The following is an 18,273-nucleotide window of genomic DNA, read 5'->3' as shown; positions in this document are numbered from 1 at the left end:
CCTGCCGCCTGCCGCCTGCCGCCTGCCGCCTGCCGCCTGCCGCCTGCCGCCTGCCCCGTGCCCTCCGCCCCGCCCTTCCCGTTCCGATCGGAGTGTCCCCTCGACATGATCAAGGTCCTGCTGGCGGACGATCAGCGCCTGGTGCGCGCCGGGTTCCGCTCGATCCTGGAGGACGAGGAGGACTTCGACGTGGTGGGCGAGGCGGCCGACGGCGCCGAGGCGGTCGCCCGCTGCCGCGAACTCGCCCCGGACGTGGTGCTGATGGACATCCGGATGCCCGGCACCGACGGCCTGGAGGCCGCCCGGCAGATCGCCGCCGACCCCCGTCTGGACGCCGTCAAGGTCGTCATCCTCACCACCTTCGACCTGGACGACTATGTGTACGGCGCCCTGCGCGCCGGAGCCACCGGCTTCCTCGTCAAGGACACCGAACCCGAGGAACTGATCCAGGCCGTACGGGTGGCCGCCCGCGGGGACGCGCTGATCAGCCCGGGGATCACCCGGCGGCTGATCGCCGAGTTCGCCGGCCGGGTCAAGGTCCCCGACCCCAGCCCCCGGCTGAACGCGCTCACCGACCGGGAGCGCGAGGTGATGCGCCTGGTCGCCCAGGGCCTGACCAACGACGAGATCGCCACCCGGCTGGTACTCAGCCCCGCGACCGCCAAGACCCATGTCAGCCGCATCATGACCAAGCTCGATGTCCGCGACCGCTCCCAACTGGTCGTCCTCGCCTATGAGTCGGGGATGATCACGCCGGGCTGGCTCGGCGGCTGACCATGGGCCACGGGGGTGCCAGGTGAAGCCGAGGGGCCAGGTGGCGCCGGGGTGTCGGGTGACACCGGGTGGGGCGACAACCCCCGTGGTACGCCGCCCAGCCCGCCCGCAACCACAGCGTTAGCCCAGGTGTCCTCCGCAGGCCGACGCGCGCGGGACAGACGGTCGCCGACGCTGACCGCATGAACTCACCCGCACCTTCCGGGACCCCGCGGACCGGGGCCCCGCCCGTTCCGCCGCACGCATCATCGCCGGGCGCTCCGGGCGCCCCGGGCGGCGTACCGGCCCGGCTGGCCGGCTGGTCGCAGCGCCGGCGCTGGACGGCGGTCCTGCTCTGGGTCCTCGTCGTGGCCGCCATCACCGTCGGATCCCAGGCGGTGGGCAGCGCCTACCGGAACGACTTCTCGCTGCCCGGCACGGACTCACAGACCGCCACCGACCTGCTGCGCGAGCACGGCGCCGCCCAGGCCGGGGACAGTGTGCAGATCGTCCTCCAGGACGAGGCCGGGGTGGCCGACGACCGCGCCGCCGTCGAGGCCATGCTGGCGAAGGTGCGCGACCTGCCCGGCGTGGCCGACGTGCGCAGCCCCTACGGCGACGCCTCGGCGGTCTCCCGGGACGGCACCATCGCCTACGCCACCGTCACCCTGACCGGCAAGGCGGAGGAGGTGCCCAAGGAGGACGTCACCCGGATCATCGACACCGCCGCCGCCACCGCCGCTGTCACCGATACCACCGCCGCCACCGATACCACCGCCGCCACCGGCGATCTGCGGGTCGAACTCGGCGGCGACCCGGTGCGCGGCGCACAGGAGAGCGAGGGCGGGGCCGCCGAGGGCGCGGGCATGCTCGCCGCGCTCGTCATCCTCGTCCTGCTGTTCGGCTCACTGCTGGCGGCGGCCGTACCGCTGGTCACCGCGCTGTTCGCGGTCGGCGGCGCGGTCGGCCTGATCGCCCTGGCCTCGCACGTGTTCACCGTCGCCGACTTCACCCCGCCCATCATGATGCTGGTCGGGCTCGGCGTCGGAGTCGACTACGCGCTGCTGATCTTCTACCGCTACCGGCACGAGATCATCGCCGGTGCCGACCGCGCGAGCGCCACCCGCACCGCCCTGGACGCGGCGGGCCGTACGGTCGTCTTCGCGGGCTGCACCGTCATCATCGCCCTGCTCGGACTGGTCGCCCTCGGCCTCGGCTCGCTCCAGGGCGTCGCCCTCGCCGTGGCGCTCACCGTGCTGGTCACCATGGCCGCCTCGCTGACCCTGCTGCCCGCGCTGCTCGCCCTGTTCGGGCGCCGCGTCGAGCGGCACATCCGCACGAAGGACGCCAAGGCGCGGGCCAAGGGCCGCCGCCGCGAGGGCGCCCGGTGGCGGACCTGGGCCTCGGCGGTGCAACGCCGTCCGCTGACCGCGCTGGTCGCCGCCGTCGTGGCGCTGCTCGCCCTGTCCGCCCCCGCGCTCGGCCTGCGCCTGGGCTTCGCCGACGCGGGCAACGACCCGGCGACCAGCACCAGCCGCGCCGCCTACGACCTGCTCGCCGAGGGCTTCGGGCCCGGCTTCAACGGGCCGCTCGTGGTGGTGAGCGAGGGCGACGCCGGGGCCGCCGCCGAACTGCGGACGACGCTGGCGGACACCGAGGGCATCGCCGCGGTCGGCCCGCCGCTGCCCAGCCAGGACGGTGCCCTCTCCACCGTCATCGCCTATCCGGCCACCGCACCTCAGGACGAGGGCACGGCCGACCTGGTGCACCGGCTGCGCGACGACGTCCTGCCAGGACTGGAGGACCGTACCGGCGCCACCTATCTCGTCGGCGGTTCCACGGCGGCCACCCAGGACTTCTCCGACGCCGTGTCCGCCCGGATGCCGCTGTTCGTCGCGATCGTCGTCGGCCTGTCCGCGCTGCTGCTGATGGCCGTCTTCCGCTCGCTGCTCATCCCGCTGAAGGCGGCGCTGCTCAATCTGCTGTCCATCGCCGCCGCCCTGGGCGCGATCACCCTGGTCTTCCAGGAGGGCTGGTTCGGTGTGGAGCCGGGGCCGATCGAGGCGTTCATCCCGGTCATGATCTTCGCGATCGTGTTCGGGCTGTCCATGGACTACGAGGTGTTCCTCGTCTCCCGGATCCACGAGGAGTGGGAGCGCACGAAGGACCACGGCCACGCGGTGCGCGAGGGGCTCGCCGCGACCGGGCGGGTCATCACCGCCGCGGCGGCCATCATGATCGTGGTGTTCGCCGCGTTCGTGCTCAGTCCGAGCCGGATGCTCCAGCAGTTCGGCCTGGGGCTGGCGGTGGCGGTACTGCTGGACGCCGTGATCATCCGCTGTCTGATCGTGCCCGCCGTGATGCAACTGCTCGGCACCCGGGCCTGGTGGCTGCCGGGTCCGCTCGCGCGGCTGCTGCCGAGGGTGGCGCTGGAGCGGCCGGACGGGGACCGGACCCGCACATAGCGGGCACACAGTGGGGCCGCGTCATGCGGTGGAGGCTTCTGTTACGGAAGCATGGCGCGGCCACGAAGCTGTCATTGCAGGGCCCTCTCCCTCAACTCCCGCTCCTTGACCGGAATTTGGCGCCCGGTTAGCTTCGGGAGTATGCGCAAGTCCCGGGAGTTGCGAAAGCGGCGAGCGATCGATCTGATGCGCACCGCCACCGCGGTGTGTCGCTGACCGGCCACCCCCGACTCGCGCACCGGCTCTGATGCCCCCCACCCGCGTTTCCAGAGCGGTGTCTCTCCGTTCCCCGTGAAGGCCCTCATGACGTCTCGCACCCGCCTGCCCGGAGTCGGGCACCTGGCCGTACTGGCCCTGCTGACCGCCTTCCCGCTCACCGTCTCGTGCGTGGACAACGCGCGGTCCACGGCCGGCCCGCGGTCCACGGCCGGCCGCGAGGACGTCCGCGCGCAGCAGATCCCGAAGACCGTGTCCCCCACCTCCCCGAAGGAGTACGCGTGACTCTGCCCGGAGCCCGTCCCGCCCGCCGTGCCGCCCTCGCCCTGGGCGCCGGTGCCGTGTTGGGCGCCCTGACCGGCGCCCCGCGGGCGTTCGCCGCGACCGGTGCCCCCACCCCGGTCCCCGCCGCCCCCGCGTCGTACGACACCACCGTCCTCGCCTGGTACGACGCCACGGCCGTCACCCTCGCCGCGGCCGGAGCGCCGACGCAGGTCACCAACAGCCGTACCTGGGCGATCGGCTGGCTGGCGGCGGCGCGGGCCACGCGGGTGGTGCCGGGCGGCATCACCGACCCCGGCGCGTTCCGCGCGGCGGCGCTCGCCTCGGCCGTGCACCGGGCGCTGGTGACCCTGGTCCCGAGCCGCACCGAACCACTCGACGCCACCCTCGCGGACACACTCGCCGCGATCCCGGCCGGTCCGGCGAAGGACCTGGGGACGGCGGCCGGCCGGCGTGAGGCCGGGCTGGTGCTGGACTCCCGGCAGGGCGACGGCCTCGACCCCGCGTCCGTGAACGCCCCCTACCCGGTGCCCGCCCCCGAGCCCGGCCGCTGGCAGCCGACGCCCCCCGACCACCTGCCCGCCGTCCAGTACGGCAACCGGCTCGCCCGCCCCTTCCTCCTCACCTCGCCCAGCCACTTCCGGCTCGGCCCGCCGCCCGCCCTGGACACCCGGCGCTACGCGGCGGACCTGGCCGAGGTACGGGCGTACGGGGCCCTGCACAGCACGGTCCGCAGCGCCCACCAGACTCAGACCGCCACCTTCTGGTACGGCTCCTCCCTCACCCTCTACATCGAGCCCCTGCGCGTCGCGCTGTCCCGCTCCGGCCACGGCACCGCGGAGCAGGCACTGAGCGTCGCCCTGTTCCATGTGGCCCTGGTCGACACGCAGATCGCCACGTCCGACAGCAAGTACGCCCATGAGCGGTGGCGTCCCGTGACCGCGATCCGTACCGGGGCCATCGACCCGGACCCGGCCTGGACGCCCCTGCACACCACCCCCGCGCACCCCGACCACCCCAGCGGCCACAACACCTACGCGGGTGCCGCCGAGACCGTACTGACCGAGCGCTTCGGGGCGCGCACCGGGCCGTTCCCGCTGACCAGCCCCACCGCACCAGGGGTGACCAGGACGTACACCACGTGGAAGCAGCTCTCGGACGACAATGTCGAGGCGCGGATCCTGTCCGGCATCCACACCCGGTACGCGGACGAGGCGGGCATCCGGCTGGGCAGGCGGGTGGCGCGTCACGCCCTGGACCAGGCGGCGGAACTGCTCACCCGGTGATGTGACGCGGGTCACAATCAGTGCTGTCACAATGGGCCGAGCCGGTGCGTCAGAGCTGTGTATCCAACGGGAAGCACAGAGGGAGCACACCATGGACGCCCGACTGAATCTGATGGCCAACAAGGCTTCCGGCGACTTTCTGCGGCGCGTGAACGGGGCGGGCAAAGCGGTCAGGGACTCGGCTCTGCCGTCCGCGACGCAGGAGCTGGTCATGCTGCGCGCCAGTCAGATCAACGGCTGCGGATTCTGCGTCGACATGCACACCAAGGACTCGCTCGCCGCCGGGGAGACCCAGACCCGGCTCAACCTGGTCGCCGTCTGGCGCGAGGCGACGGTCTTCACCGAGGCCGAGCGGGCCGCCCTGGAGCTGACCGAACAGGGCACCCGGATCGCCGACGCCGCGGGCGGGGTCACGGACGACGCATGGACGGCCGCCGCCAAGCACTACGACGAGGACCAGCTCGCCACGCTGGTGTCACTGATCGCGATCATCAACGCCTACAACCGGCTGAACGTGATCGTCCGGCAGCCCGCCGGGGCGTATGTGCCGGGCATGTTCGACTGAGCGGGGCGCGGCGCGGGCCGGACGCCCGGCCCGCGCCAGGTCCCCGGCCCGCGCCGGAACGCCGGAAAATGCTTTGACGTGGCCCATGAGCGGCGCGCTAGCCTGAACCGTTCTCACGTCCAGTCGATCCGGCCCCATGGCCTTGGTAGGGGTGTTTTATGTTTCGGCCCGCGCCGAGCGCGCCTCGTCGTACCGCGTGATCCTCCGACCGCCCGTGCCCTCGCGCACGCGGCGCCTCTCGTCGAGGCTGCTCGGCCTGCTCTCGCTGTCATGACCCATCTCTCGACAGGGAGCACCCCGGGTGTCCAGCAACATGGGCAACACCTCTCACCACATCCTCAAGATCGACACCTTCACCTGCGCCTGGTGCGGACTGACCGTCTCCGCCGTCGCGGGCGACGGGAAACGACGTAACCACTGCCCGTCGTGCCTGCACTCCCGGCACGTCCTCGACCATGTCGAGGGCGGCGCCGGCGAATGCCACGGCCGGATGGCGCCCATCGCCATCGCCGTGCTGCGCACCGGTGACTGGATGGTCATCCACCGCTGCGTGCGCTGCGACGAGCTGACGTCCAACCCGGTCTGCGGGGACGACAACCAGCTCATCCTGATGCGGATGGCCGTCCGGCCGCTCGCCCAGCCGCCGTTCCCGCTCGAAGCGTTCGGCACCCTCTGACCGTCCCGGAAGGAGGGAACCGACCATGCCCAGACGGAGTAACAGACGCAGTAACAGCCGCAGCAACAGCCGCGGTGACGGTGGTGACCGCCGCCCGCAGCGCCGCAAGGACGTCCTGCACACCCAGGGCGGACACCGGGCGAACGACTTCCGGTGTGTGTCCTGCCGGCTCGACGTCTCCGCCGCCGCCCCCGGCACCGCACATCGCAACCACTGCCCGCACTGCCTGGCCAGTCTGCATGTGGACCGCCGGATCCCCGGTGACCGCGCCGCCGACTGCCGGGGCCGGATGGAGGCACTGGGGATGTCGGTACGGCCCGACGGCGAGTGGATGATCATCCATCAGTGCCGGTCCTGCGGCGAACTCAGCGCCAACCGCATCGCGGGGGACGACAACGCCCTGGCCCTGGTCCGGCTCGTCGTCAGACCACTGACGAACCCGGGCGTCGCCGGCCGGGCGCTGCTGACCCTGTGACCGGCCCTCGCGGGCGGCTCTCGTACCTCGGACCTCATCCGTCGTACGACAGCCGCCCGCGAGGGCGTGCTTCACTGCGGCGCCCGCTCCGGCAGCCGGTACACGGAGACATGGGAGGGGGATTCGGCGGTGAACTCCGCCCCGCTCCAGTCGGCGTGTCTGCTCTCCAGCTCGAACCCCGCCAACTGACCCATGAGATCGAGTTCGGCCGGCCAGATGTACCGGTGCGGACTGCGGTCCAGCCGGGCCCGGCCGGACTCGTCGAAGTGGAAGTGGTACGACTCGGCGCGCTGCCGCAGTACGTCATAGGTGTCCAGCAGGACGTAACCCGGCTCGCAGATCCCCACGGTCGCCTTCTGACCGGGCGGCAGCTTGCGCAGCTCCGGCACCCACAGCTCGATCACGAACCGCCCGCCGGGCCCCAGATGCCGGGCGGCGTTGCGGAAACACTCCACCTGTTCGGCCTGGGTCTGGAGATTGGAGATGGTGTTGAAGACGAGATAGACGAGGCCGTACGTCCCCGGCGCCCGGGTCGTCGCCATGTCGCCGATCACCACCGGCAGCGCCGATTCACCGACCTTGGTGCGCAGCACCTCGACCATCGGCCGCGACAGCTCGATCCCGGTGACCGACACGCCCTTCGCGGCCAGCGGGACCGCCAACCGCCCGGTTCCGACGGCGAATTCGAGAGCGGCCCCGTCACCCGCGAGGGCGGCGAGCCGGTCCACCGCCGGGTTGACCACCTCGGGGGCGAAGTAGCCCTCGCCGGGGGTGTCGTAGCGTCGGGCCACGTCCGCGTTCCAGAGCTGCTCTTGATCCATGCGCGTCACGGTTCCGGGCGGGGTGGGGTGGTGTCCACCGTATTTCGGATGCCGCCGTATTCGGATGCCGCTGTGTTTCGGATGTCGCCGTGTCTCAGATGCCGCAGGTGGGCGCGGACCAGTACGGGGCGGCGCGGTGGTCGAGGTGGGTGTGGTCGTTGTGGCCCGGGTAGCCGGGGCCGAGGATGCCGCGGAAGCCGTGGTTGCGGGCCTGCTGGGCGAGGGTGCACAGGGAGTGCGGGCCGGCGCCGAGGTCTGCGGCGTCACCGTACAGATGGCGGCTGTCGCTCGCGCCGCCGACGGCCGCGTTGCAGGTCTGGGAGCGGAAGCCGCTGGTGACGGTGATCGGCTGGTCACCGAGGGCGTGCCGCAGGGCCTCCAGCTTCCACATGGTGCGCAGGGCGTTGGACTTGGCGGTCGCGGCGGTCACCGCCCCGCCGGCCCAGGTGGTGTTGCAGTCGTTCAGCTCGCTGTAGGAGAAGTGGACGGGCGTGCAGTCGTCGTCCTGGAGGGCGTAGAGCTGGTTGTAGGTGCCGGTTCCGGCGACGCCGTCCGACGTCAGTCCGTACGCCGACTGGAAACGCTTGAGGGCGGCCGTGGTGGCGGGGCCGAACGAGCCGTCGACGGCCAGGACGGCACCGTAGCCGGGGTAGCCGCCCAGGCGGATCTGCAACTCGGTGACATCGGCGCCGGTGGCGCCCTCCGACAGGGTGCGGTTCCAGGTGTAGCAGCCGTCGGCGTGCGCGGTACCGGCGGTGGCGAGGGTGCCCACCGCGATCCCGGACAGGAGCATGACAAGTGTGGCCAGCAATCTCATGGTGCGTCGAAGCATGGGGGTCTCCCTGTCCGGGCGGGGTGGGCCGAGGGGCCGCTGTGTTGGCGGGGGGCTCTGTGCTGGTGAGTGGCGCTGTGTTCGTGTGTGGGGGGACTGTGTGACGCGCGTCAACCATGAAGGGTGCGGCGGCCGGAGACAAGAGGGCGTGGGGTGAACGGTCCCCGTCGCGCGTTCTTCTCCAGCCCGTCTCCACCCGTGGGTTGAGGGAGAGATCAACCCGGTGATCAACTCCTGGGCCGATGTCCCGGGAGACGGGACACGGCACGCTCGTAGCCATGACGACCATCGACTATCTGATCTCCGCGGCACTGATCCTCCTCGTCATCCCGCAGATCCGCGGCACCCGCCAGACACTGCGCAACGCGCTCCTGCCGATCGTGGCGGTCGCCGCCGCTGCCGCCTACTACCTGAAGTCCTTCCCCACGGAGGGACATGACGTCCAGTTGTACGGCGTGACGCTCCTGATCGGGGCGATCCTGGGCGTCGCCTGCGGCGCCACCACCCGGCTGAGCCGCGCCACGGACGGCGTCGCCTTCGCCCAGGCCGGCGCGGTCGCCGCCACCCTGTGGATCGCGGGCATGGCCTCGCGCGCCGGGTTCGAGTACTGGGCCAGCCACAGCGGCGCCACGGACGTAGCCCGCTTCAGCCAGGACCATCTGATCACCGGCGCCGCCGCCTGGACGGCCGCCCTGCTGCTGATGGCCCTGGCACAGGTGCTGTGCCGGCTCGCGGTGGTACGGATCAGGACCCGGCAGCTGACCTCGGGGACACGCGCCTCGGTCCCGGTGTGAGCCCGATGCGGCGCCCTTCGCTTCCCTCCCGGACCGGGACTCCCTCCCGCCCTTCACCGCCCTTCCGGCCGCCGTTTCTCTCCCGTCTCTCCCGGCCGTCCCGTCCCTTTGGCTCCCCTGTGCCGCCGGGGTCTGTGCCGGCGGGGTCGGTGCCGACCGGGTCTGCGTCCACCAGGTCGGTGCCGACCGGACCCGCGTCCACCGGACCCGCGCCCGCCGGACCCGTGCCCGTCCCGTACGCCGTGCCCCTCCCGCGCGCCGCCCCCGTCCTTCCTATCCTTCAGAGCATGAGCGACCTTGCCCACGACCCGTCGGATCCGGCATCCGTGCCGGTCAGCCCCCGGATAGCTGCCGCGCTCGCCGGGGCGAGGGCGCGGCGGGAGCGGCGGGCCCGGCGGTTGCGGCCGGTGCTGTGGTTCATCCTGGTGGCCCTCGCGGTGCAGTCGCTGTTCTCCGATCCGGCCCCCGGATGGCAGGGGACGCATCTCGCCGTCACGCTCCTGCTTCTCGGCACCCTGCTGCCGCTGGCCGCCGTCGCCTCGGGCCTGTGGCATGTGGCCGCACCCGGGGTCTGCCTGCTGTTCTGCCTGCTGATCAGCGGGTTCGGGATCGCATTGGGCGCGGTGCAGCCCGGCTCGGCGTCGGTGCTCCCGCCGTCGGTGGCCGTGCTGACCGCGTTCCTGGTGCTGCGCAGACGCCAGGCCCTCGCCATCGGCGGCATCGTCCTGGGCGGCCTGATCATCGCGGAGGCGGCCGGCGCCGGCGCCGGCGTGGAGAATGTGTTCTCCCAGCTGCTGTTCTGCGCGGTCCTCGCGCTGATGGCGCTGAGCATGCGGCAGGCCGGTGACAGCGAGGAGCGGGCGTCCTTGCTGCTCGCGCAGTTGGAGGACGCGAGGGAGGCGGAGGCCGAGGCGGTGGCCCTGGCCGAGCGCACCCGGATCGCCCAGGATCTGCACGACGTCCTTGCCCAGACCCTGTCGGGACTGGCGGTGCAGGTGCAGGCGGCACGCCGGATGGCCCGGCGCGACGACGCGGGCCAGGACCTCCAGGAACTGCTCGACCGGTCCGGGAAACTCGTGAAGGAAGGGCTGGGCGACGCCCGCCGCGCTGTCGGCGCGCTGCGCGGACAGCGCACCCCGTCGCTGGACCGGCTGCCGGAACTGGTGCAGCGGTACCGGGTGGATCTGGAGATCGACGTCACCCTGTCCGTGACCGGCGCGCGCCGCCCCCTGCCCCCCGACATCGACCTCGCGCTGTACCGCGGCGCCCAGGAGGCACTGACCAACGCCGCCCGGTACGCGCGCGGGGCGCACACCACCGTGACCCTGAGCTACGGCGACGGCGGCACGGTCCTGACGGTCGAGGACCGGCGGACCGCCGGGGACCCGCCCGAGCCGCCGCCGTTCGAGGGCTCGGGGCTGGGGCTGCGAGGTATGCGGGAGCGGCTGAGCGCGGTCGGCGGCAGCGCGAGCGCGGCACCGACGGAGAATGGGTGGAGAGTACGGATGGAGGTCCCGGAATGACGGAAGGGACGCGACCGGACGCGCCGATCAGGGTGCTGGTCGTCGACGACCAGCAGGTCGTACGGGGCGGGCTGGTGCTGCTGATCGGGATGCTGGACGGCATCGAGGTGGTCGGCGCGGCCCGTGACGGGGCCGAGGCGGTACGGCTGGCCGAGAGCCTGCGCCCCGATGTCGTGCTGATGGACCTCAACATGCCGGTGCTCGACGGCATCGGGGCCACCGCGGCGCTGCGGGACACGGTTCCGGAGACGGCGGTTCTCGTCCTGACCACCTACGCCGACGACGACTCGGTCTTCCCGGCGCTGCGGGCGGGCGCCCGCGGCTATCTGACCAAGGACGCGGACGACATCGAGGTGGAGACGGCGATCCGCAATGTCCACCAGGGCCGTACCTGGCTCGACCCGGTGGTGCAGGCACGTCTGGTCGACGGGGTCCGCTCGGAGCCGGGCCCGGCGGAGACCCGCGCGGGAGCCCCGGCGGACGGCTGGAGAGCGTCGGGGGACCGGAGGGCGTCCGAGGACTGGAGAGGGACCGGGGACCGGAGAGGGACCGGGGACCGGGGAGCCCCCGAGGACCGGCGACCGCCCGGGAATCGGAGATCACCCGGGGACCCGGGAGAGCCCGATGGCCGGAGACCGTTCGACCGTGCCCTGCCCGACGGGCTGACGCCCCGGGAGGCCGAGGTGCTCACCCTGATCGCCCAGGGCCTGTCCAACACGGAGATCTGCGAGCGGCTCACGGTGAGCCGGGCCACGGTGAAGACACACATCAACCGCGTCTTCGCCAAGATCGGCGCCAATGACCGGGCCCAGGCAGTGGGTTACGCCTATCGCAACAACTTGGCCGGCGGCGACTGAGCGCGGTCGCCGCCGGGCAGGCGACCGGCCAGGCGACCGGCCAGGCGAGCCGCCAGGTTGGGCGGCCAGGTGGGGAAGGCGAGCCGGGACGTCAGCCATGGCGGTGGACCCGCCGGGAATCCGTGCCGCTGTCCTGCCCGACGCGAAACGTCAGGCAATTGTTTTCCACCTGCCTGGTGGTTCCTGGGCTGTGAGGGCGGTGAGGGCGGTGATCGGCGCCCATCAGGGGAATCGGCCGGACTCCGGGGCCGGTCGGCGCAGGGCGCTGCCGCCGAGCCGTGGGGTGAAGGCCGCGTGGAAGATCGTGGAGGCCGCGCCGACGGCCGCCGCCTCCGGACCCAGGACCGACGCCTCGACATCGACGTGCCGCAGCCGCCGGGCCGTCGGAAAGGCGTTCACCATCTCCTCGATCTGGGCGAGATAGAGCGGTGCGGCCGCGTCGGTGAAGAAGGGACCGCCGAGCACGACCAGATCGATGTCCAGCAGATCGACCAGACCGACCGTGCCCTGACCGATCGCCCGCGCCAGATCGCGCACGGCCCCGCCCGCCGCCGGATCCCCCGCCTCGGCCGCCTCGGTGATGGCCCGGTAGGCGGCGGCGCTGCCCGGCCGTTCGCTGCCCGCGCCGCAGCCGTGCCGCGCGGCCAGCTGCGACAGCCCGACCGGCGGATTGCACTCGGGCAGGATCTCCGGCCGCCCGTCCGGTTCGGTACGGCCCAGCGCCACCGCGCACAGCTGCCCGAACTCGCCCGCGTTGGCGCTGATGCCCCGGTAGAGATCGCCGTTGAGATACAGCCCGGAACCCACGCCCGTACCGAGATAGAGGTAGACGAAGTCACGCGAGCGCCGGTCGCGCCCGATCCAGCGCTCGCCCGCCGCCGCGGCCGCCGCGTCCTTCTCCATGATGAGCGGGCACTGGAAATGGTCCTTGAGTAGATACAGCAACGGCAGATCGGTCCACACCGACATCAGCGGCGGATCGAGCACCGTGCCCGACGCGATGTCCACCGGACCCGGCACGGCCACCCCGATGCCGAGGAAGCCGTCCTCGCGCACCGACCCGCGCGCATCGGCCAGCACCTCGCCGCCGAGCTGCACCACCTGCTTGACCAGCACCTCCGGATCCGCCGTCGGCCGCACCGGCTGCGAACGCACGGCCACCGGGGCGCCGTCCAGGTCGATGACGACCGCGGTGAACACCTCCGGGTCGATATGGATGCCGACCGCGTGCGCGGCATCGCCGCGCAGCCGCACCGGCGTACGCGGTTTGCCGGAGGTCGCGCGCAGTTGGGCGTCCTCGACCAGGATCCCGCGGGCCAGCAGCGAGCGGGAGATCCGGGAGACGGACTGCTGGGTCAGGCCCGTGCGATGGGCGATCTCACCGCGCGTGATGGTGCCGGCCAGCCGGACCGCCTCGATCACCACGCACTCGTTGAAGGACCCCAGGTCGATGTGGTTGGCGCCGCCCGCCGTCTCACGCCGCAGCGCAGCCTCCGGCTCCTCGCCCGAGGGCGCGTGACTGGCGATGCTCTCGCGCAGCCACTGGAGCGGCTCACCCGGCGACTCCTGCGCGTACCGGCCGATCGCCCCCGCCAGATCCAGATACACCCGGCGCGACGACTCCGGATGCCGGGTGCTGTCCAGCGCGACCAGCGCCCGCAGATAGCTGCGCCAGTGCGTGGCGGCGGGAATCCGGTGGAAGGTCGCCTCCGCCGGGCCGGGCGGCGCGTCGGTGCCCGGTGCCGTCCACAGCGTGAGCGCGTGCAGCGCCACATGAGGATGCCGCCGGTGCGCCTTGGCCAGGAACGCGGCCAGCGCCCCGCCGTCCCCGGACGCCGGCTGCTGATCCCGTACGACGGTCAGCGCGTCGCACGCCCGGTCCAGTTCGGTCAGCACATCCGCGCCGACACTGCTCTCCGGCGGGGCGCCGCCCGCGTCGGGCCGGGTCCCGGTGAGCAGCACCGTGCGCTCGGCGTCGGCGTGCAGCCCCAGCACCCACACATCGGGGCCGGGCAACGGCGGTTCGGCGGGGGGCCCGGCCGCCCAGCGCCGCCGGATGCCCGCCACCGTGGCGTGCGACAGGCCCAGTTCCCGCGCGATGGCCCGGGACGCGGCCCGGCTCCCGGCGCCGAGCAGTGTCCGGGTGATCACCTCGGCGTCGTCGACCGTCGCCGGCCGCCCCGGCCGCGCCTGCCCCCGCAGCCCCTCCAGCCCCTGGTCAGCCCACCGGTGCCGCCAGGTCCCGACCGTCTGCCGCGACACCCCGAGCCGGCGCGCGATCACGGAGTCCCGCAGCCCCTCACCCGCGAGCAACGCGATCCGCGCCCGCAGCGCGAGCGGCCCGTCCTGCGCGGCCCATTGCCGAAGGGTGACCGTCACCTCCGACCCGGCGGACCCGCCCGACGGCCGGGCACGGTCGCCGGGGGCCCGACGGGGCCCCACCGGTGCGGCCCGGTCGAACGCGGGTCGCCGGGCGGCCGGCGCGGCCCCGTCGGAGGAGCGGTTACCGCTCGTGGCCGGTGCCGTGCGGTCGGAGGAAGCGGGCGCGGCGGATGCAGACGGGCCCGCGTCCGGGGCGACGGGCCTCCCCGCCGGAGCCGTCCAGCCCCCCGGCGCGGGACCACCGACGGCCGCCCCGTCACCGGCCGCCGTCCGCCCGGCTGCCGAACCCCCACCGCCGGCCACCGGACGCCCGGCCACCGGACGCCCGCCTGCCGAAGCCTCGCTGCCCAACGCCGACCGCCCGGCCGCCGAAGCCCTATCGTCGGCCACCGGCCACCCGGCCGCCAAGGCCCCGCCATCGGGCACAGGACGCCCGCCCGCCGAAGCTCCACTGCCGGCCACCGGCCATCCGGCCGCCAAGGCCCCGCCATCGGGCACCGGCCGTCCGGCCGCCGAAGCCCTATCGTCGGGCACCGACCGCCCGGCCGCCGTGGCCCCACCGCCGGGCACCGGCCGCCCGGCCGCCAAGGCCCCGCCATCGGGCACCGGCCGCCCGGCCGCCGAAGCCCCGCCATCGGGCACCGGCCACCCGGCCGCCAGCGCCCCCTCACCCCCAACCGCCGACCCCCCGCCGTCACCCGGCGCCGCACTCTCGCCCCTCGCCAAGCTCCCGCCCCTCGCCAAGGCCCCGCCTCCCGCGCCGGACCCACCCACCGGCACGGCCCCACCTCCCGCCAAGGCCCCGCCTCCAGCTACCGCCCCGCCTCCCGCCACGGTTCCACCTCCCGGCCCGTCTCCGCTCCCTTGCCGATCCTCGCTCATGGACGGCGGCCTGCCGTCGGGCGAGATGTGCTCAGTCATCGGCGTCCCGCTGCGCGGGGGAGAAGCGCAGGGTCAGGATCTGGAAGGGGCGGAGGGTCAGCAGTACCTCGCCGTCGGTGTGGTGGTGCTCCGTCAGGGGGTCCTCCAACAGGTCGGTCTCCTGTACCTGGGCGACCGGGAAGTGCGCGGTGAGCGAGGCGCGGGCCTGGCCGCCACGCGACTCGTAGAGCCGGACGACGACATCGCCGGAGCGGTCGTCGGCGAGCTTGACCGCCTCCACCACCACGTCCGGACTGCTCACGGAGACCAGCGGGCGCGCGGCCTCGCCCGTCGCGTGCCCGGCCGGGCGCAGCGGCAGACTGAGCGCGTACCCCTCGGCGATCGCCCCGCCCACATCGGCGCCGGGGCGCAGCGAGTAGCGGAAGCGGTGGGCGCCACGGTCGGCGTAGGGGTCGGGACTGTGCGGGGCACGCAGCAGCGACAGCCGTACGGTCGTCGTGGTGCCGCCGTCCGCGCGGGTGTGACGGCCGACGTCATGGCCGTAGGTCGAGTCGGTGGCGAGGGCGACGCCCCAGTTGTGCTCGCCGACATGGATCCAGCGGTGCGCCCAGATCTCGAAGCGGGCCGCGTCCCAGCTGGTGTTCTCGTGCGTGGGGCGCTCGACATGGCCGTACTGGATCTCGGCGCGGGCGTGCTCGGCGTGCACGTCCAGGGGCCAGGCGGCCTTGAGGATCATGTCCCGTTCACGCCAGTCGATATCGTTGTCAACGACCAGCGCACGGCTGCCGGCGGTGAGCGTCAGATCCTGGACGATCGTCGAACGGCCGGTGGAGCGGGTGACCCGCACGGTCGCCAGCAGCGGCCCGTGGTCGCGGAGTTCGACCGACACCGCCTCGGTGAGGTCGCGTCGCGTGGAGCGGTAGGACGGGTCGAGGTTCCAGGCGCTCCAGCGGACCGGGTCGTCGGGGTGCAGCTGGAGCAGATTGCCCGCCGCGCCCGGCGCGATGGCGTCCCGCCCGGTGGCCAGGTCCACGGCGGACCGGACCAGTCCGTCGGCATCGATCCGCACACGCAGCAGACCGTTGTCCAGGACGAGACCGTCCGCCTCGGCCTCCATGACCGTCACCTGCGCGGTGCCGGCGCCAGGGTCCGCCGTCCCCGCCGGGCCGCGTCCCAGCGCCGGGGCCTCGGCCCGTACCGCCCAGCGGCCGTCGGCGAGCCGCTGCGCGTCGGCGCCCGCGGGCACCCCGTCGATGGTCACGACCTCACGGCGCGCGAACGGCGCCGCGTTCAGCACGGACACCCGGTCGCCGCCGTCCCGACCGGAACCGGCCGCCCGTTCGATCACCCGCTCCAGGCGCCGGTGGATCCGGGCGTAGGTGTGCTCGGCCTCCTTGTGCACCCAGGCGATGGAGGAGCCGGGCAGGATGTCGTGGAACTGGTGGAGCAGCACCTGCTTCCACAGCTCGGTCAGCTCGTCGTACGGATACGCGGCGCCCTCCCGCACGGCGGCCGTCGCGGCCCACAGCTCGGCCTCCCGCAGCAGCGCCTCGCTGCGCCGGTTGCCGCGCTTGGTGCGGGCCTGGCTGGTGTACGTGCCGCGGTGGGTCTCCAGATACAGCTCGCCGCGCCACACCGGAGCGTCCGGGTACTCGGCGCGCGCCTGCTGGAAGAAGGCCGACGGATGCTGGATCTCGACCTTGGGCGAACCCTCCAGATCGGCGAGGCGCCGGGCCTTCTCCAGCATGGAGGCGGTGGGGCCGCCGCCTCCGTCGCCGTGTCCGAAGGGGACCAGGGAGCGGGAGCCGCCGCCCTTGTCGGCGTAGTTGGCGACGGCGTGGGCGAGTTCGGCGCCGGTCAGTTCGGCGTTGTAGGAGTCGACCGGCGGGAAGTGGGTGAAGATCCGGGTGCCGTCGATGCCCTCCCACCAGAAGGTGTGGTGCGGCAGCCGGTTGGTGTCGTTCCAGGACAGCTTCTGGGTCAGGAACCACTGGGCCCCGGCGAGCGCGGCCAGCTGCGGATAGGCGGCGGTGTAGCCGAAGGAGTCCGGCAGCCACACACCGTCGCTCTCCACGCCGAACTCGTCGCGGAAGAACCGGCGGCCGTGGACGAGCTGGCGGGCCAGCGCCTCACCGCCAGGGAGGTTGCCGTCGGCCTCCACCCACATGCCGCCCACCGGCGCCCAGTTGCCCGCCGCGACCGCCTTGCGGACCCGGTCGTAGACCTCGGGCTGCTGTTCCTTCAGCCAGGCGTACTGCTGGGCGGAGGAGCAGGCGAAGACCAGCTCCGGGTACTCCTCGGCGAGCGTGGCCATGGTGGAGAACGTCCGGGCGCACTTGCGGACCGTCTCGCGGATCGGCCACAGCCACGCGGAGTCGATGTGGGCGTGCCCGACGGCGACGGTGGTGTGCGCGGAGTCGTGCGCCCGGCGGGCCAGTTCCGGGGCGAGGACCTCGCGGGCGCGGTACGCGGTGCCCGCCACGTCGTACGGGTCGACCGCGTCGGCGGCCCGCTCCAGGGCCCTGCGGATCAGGTGCCGGCGGGGCAGCGCATCGGGCAGCGCCCGCATCAGCTCCTCCAGCACCTCCATGTCGTGGATCAGATGCCAGACGTCGTCCTCGCGGACCACGAGATCGGCGGTGCCCAGCCGGTAGAGCGGCGCGTCGCCCGCGGTCAGCGGATCGCCGTAGTGGGTGCCGATGCCCGCGCTCGCGATGATCGACGGATTCGCGGCGGCCTCCACCAGCAACCGCACCGGCTCGCTCCCACCGGCCGAACGGGTCAGCAGCAGCGAGCGGTTGTACGGGTGCAGGCCCTGGAGGGGCTTGCCGTTCTCGTCGTGGACGAATCCTTCCGCCTGGCCGCCGGGGCCGCGGCTGAGATCGAAGCCGAGGTCGAACAGGGCCTCCACCCGGCGCCCCGCCCAGCGCTCCGGGATCTCGGCGCTGAACCGGAACCAGGTGGTGGACCAGGGGGCTCCCCATTCACCGCCGACGGTGAACGGCTGGTATTCGGCCCGGAGTGCCACCTGGGCGGCGACCGGCTCGCCCGGGACGGTCCAGGCCGTGATGTCCATGGGTACCCGGTGGCGATACAACGCGGGCCGCAGCCGCTCATTGAGGAACGTGAGCGTTCTTTCCTCGCCGGCCTGCTGGTGAGCATGCATGGAGGGACCTTCCTGTCCAGCTCGTGCCGGTCATGTAAAACCACGTGTGTTACTAAGTCAAGGCCCTGCCTGCATACCGGGAAAGGCACTTGGGGAATTCCGCAGGTAGCAGGTCAGGAGAATTAATTTACATAGGCCGCTCTTTCTGGCAGAGAATTGCCTGACATTTCCGATGGCATACGACCGCCGCCGCCCGTTCAGGAAACGGACGGCGGCGGTCGTATCAAGGCGGGGGATATGGCGGGCTATGGGGCTATGGGGATTTACAGCACTCATAGAACTCATAGCACTCATAGCA

At 73.0% G+C, this 18,273-nt stretch carries 14 protein-coding genes; 10 read left to right on the top strand and 4 right to left on the bottom strand.

Translation table 11 applies throughout. The features are described 5' to 3' along the window. Nucleotides 1–105: 105 nt before the first annotated feature. From ACFRFC_RS36625 to ACFRFC_RS36595, 7 genes are all read left to right on the top strand, one after another. Nucleotides 106–774: a response regulator gene (locus ACFRFC_RS36625; RefSeq protein ID WP_382692316.1), complete on the top strand. Its 669-nt coding sequence runs from the start codon at nt 106–108 to the stop codon at nt 772–774. A 182-nt stretch (nt 775–956) separates the two neighbouring features. Next, a complete protein-coding gene (locus ACFRFC_RS36620; RefSeq protein WP_382692315.1) occupies nt 957–3,218 on the top strand; it encodes an MMPL family transporter in 2,262 nt (753 codons plus the stop codon). Nucleotides 3,219–3,521: 303 nt separating this feature from the next. Beyond that, on the top strand, nt 3,522–3,719 hold the full coding sequence (locus ACFRFC_RS36615; protein WP_382692314.1) for a hypothetical protein: 198 nt from the start codon (nt 3,522–3,524) through the stop codon (nt 3,717–3,719). Continuing rightward, entirely contained in the window at nt 3,716–5,002 is a 1,287-nt protein-coding gene (locus ACFRFC_RS36610; protein WP_382692313.1) for a vanadium-dependent haloperoxidase, read from the top strand. The genes ACFRFC_RS36615 and ACFRFC_RS36610 overlap by 4 nt, the downstream gene beginning before the upstream one ends. A gap of 91 nt (nt 5,003–5,093) precedes the next feature. Beyond that, nucleotides 5,094–5,567, top strand: a complete 474-nt coding sequence (locus ACFRFC_RS36605) for a carboxymuconolactone decarboxylase family protein (protein ID WP_382692312.1) — start codon at nt 5,094–5,096, stop codon at nt 5,565–5,567. A 313-nt stretch (nt 5,568–5,880) separates the two neighbouring features. Beyond that, nucleotides 5,881–6,243: an RNHCP domain-containing protein gene (locus tag ACFRFC_RS36600; protein WP_382692332.1), complete on the top strand. Its 363-nt coding sequence runs from the start codon at nt 5,881–5,883 to the stop codon at nt 6,241–6,243. A 25-nt stretch (nt 6,244–6,268) separates the two neighbouring features. After that, nucleotides 6,269–6,718: an RNHCP domain-containing protein gene (locus tag ACFRFC_RS36595; RefSeq protein ID WP_382692311.1), complete on the top strand. Its 450-nt coding sequence runs from the start codon at nt 6,269–6,271 to the stop codon at nt 6,716–6,718. A gap of 71 nt (nt 6,719–6,789) precedes the next feature. On the opposite strand, the gene ACFRFC_RS36590 is transcribed toward ACFRFC_RS36595, so the two are convergent. Beyond that, entirely contained in the window at nt 6,790–7,539 is a 750-nt protein-coding gene (locus ACFRFC_RS36590) for a class I SAM-dependent DNA methyltransferase (RefSeq protein ID WP_382692310.1), read from the bottom strand. A gap of 94 nt (nt 7,540–7,633) precedes the next feature. Continuing rightward, a complete protein-coding gene (locus tag ACFRFC_RS36585) occupies nt 7,634–8,371 on the bottom strand; it encodes a D-Ala-D-Ala carboxypeptidase family metallohydrolase (RefSeq protein ID WP_382692309.1) in 738 nt (245 codons plus the stop codon). A 278-nt stretch (nt 8,372–8,649) separates the two neighbouring features. Here ACFRFC_RS36585 and ACFRFC_RS36580 point away from each other — a divergent pair, with 278 nt between their 5' ends. The 3 genes from ACFRFC_RS36580 (at nt 8,650) to ACFRFC_RS36570 (ending at nt 11,545) form a co-directional block, all read left to right on the top strand. Next, nucleotides 8,650–9,165 (top strand): hypothetical protein, encoded by a 516-nt coding sequence (locus tag ACFRFC_RS36580; RefSeq protein WP_382692308.1) that lies wholly within the window; start codon nt 8,650–8,652, stop codon nt 9,163–9,165. A gap of 287 nt (nt 9,166–9,452) precedes the next feature. Then, entirely contained in the window at nt 9,453–10,688 is a 1,236-nt protein-coding gene (locus ACFRFC_RS36575; RefSeq protein ID WP_382692307.1) for a sensor histidine kinase, read from the top strand. Beyond that, nucleotides 10,685–11,545, top strand: coding sequence for a response regulator (locus tag ACFRFC_RS36570; protein ID WP_382692306.1), 861 nt, complete (start codon nt 10,685–10,687; stop codon nt 11,543–11,545). The genes ACFRFC_RS36575 and ACFRFC_RS36570 overlap by 4 nt, the downstream gene beginning before the upstream one ends. Before the next feature lie 222 nt (nt 11,546–11,767). On the opposite strand, the gene ACFRFC_RS36565 is transcribed toward ACFRFC_RS36570, so the two are convergent. Together ACFRFC_RS36565 and ACFRFC_RS36560 are read right to left on the bottom strand one after the other, a co-directional pair. Beyond that, nucleotides 11,768–13,924 (bottom strand): ROK family protein, encoded by a 2,157-nt coding sequence (locus tag ACFRFC_RS36565; RefSeq protein WP_382692305.1) that lies wholly within the window; start codon nt 13,922–13,924, stop codon nt 11,768–11,770. Nucleotides 13,925–14,840: 916 nt separating this feature from the next. Then, a complete protein-coding gene (locus ACFRFC_RS36560) occupies nt 14,841–17,975 on the bottom strand; it encodes an alpha-mannosidase (RefSeq protein WP_382692304.1) in 3,135 nt (1,044 codons plus the stop codon). Nucleotides 17,976–18,273: the final 298 nt, after the last annotated feature.

This window comes from Streptomyces sp. NPDC056734 (assembly GCF_042790455.1).
GTDB lineage: Bacteria > Actinomycetota > Actinomycetes > Streptomycetales > Streptomycetaceae > Streptomyces.
The sequence above is the reverse complement of the archived record's forward strand: the minus strand, read 5'-3'. Positions and strand labels throughout refer to the sequence as shown.

Excerpts from the sequence above, each read along its gene's own strand:
- ACFRFC_RS36570 (WP_382692306.1), top strand. The coding sequence starts at position 10,685 with ATGACGGAAGGGACGCGACCGGACGCGCCGATCAGGGTGCTGGTCGTC.
- ACFRFC_RS36590 (WP_382692310.1), bottom strand. The coding sequence starts at position 7,539 with ATGGATCAAGAGCAGCTCTGGAACGCGGACGTGGCCCGACGCTACGAC.
- ACFRFC_RS36560 (WP_382692304.1), bottom strand. The coding sequence starts at position 17,975 with ATGCATGCTCACCAGCAGGCCGGCGAGGAAAGAACGCTCACGTTCCTC.
- ACFRFC_RS36605 (WP_382692312.1), top strand. The coding sequence starts at position 5,094 with ATGGACGCCCGACTGAATCTGATGGCCAACAAGGCTTCCGGCGACTTT.
- ACFRFC_RS36575 (WP_382692307.1), top strand. The coding sequence starts at position 9,453 with ATGAGCGACCTTGCCCACGACCCGTCGGATCCGGCATCCGTGCCGGTC.
- ACFRFC_RS36600 (WP_382692332.1), top strand. The coding sequence starts at position 5,881 with ATGGGCAACACCTCTCACCACATCCTCAAGATCGACACCTTCACCTGC.
- ACFRFC_RS36585 (WP_382692309.1), bottom strand. The coding sequence starts at position 8,371 with ATGCTTCGACGCACCATGAGATTGCTGGCCACACTTGTCATGCTCCTG.
- ACFRFC_RS36580 (WP_382692308.1), top strand. The coding sequence starts at position 8,650 with ATGACGACCATCGACTATCTGATCTCCGCGGCACTGATCCTCCTCGTC.
- ACFRFC_RS36625 (WP_382692316.1), top strand. The coding sequence starts at position 106 with ATGATCAAGGTCCTGCTGGCGGACGATCAGCGCCTGGTGCGCGCCGGG.
- ACFRFC_RS36595 (WP_382692311.1), top strand. The coding sequence starts at position 6,269 with ATGCCCAGACGGAGTAACAGACGCAGTAACAGCCGCAGCAACAGCCGC.
- ACFRFC_RS36615 (WP_382692314.1), top strand. The coding sequence starts at position 3,522 with ATGACGTCTCGCACCCGCCTGCCCGGAGTCGGGCACCTGGCCGTACTG.
- ACFRFC_RS36620 (WP_382692315.1), top strand. The coding sequence starts at position 957 with ATGAACTCACCCGCACCTTCCGGGACCCCGCGGACCGGGGCCCCGCCC.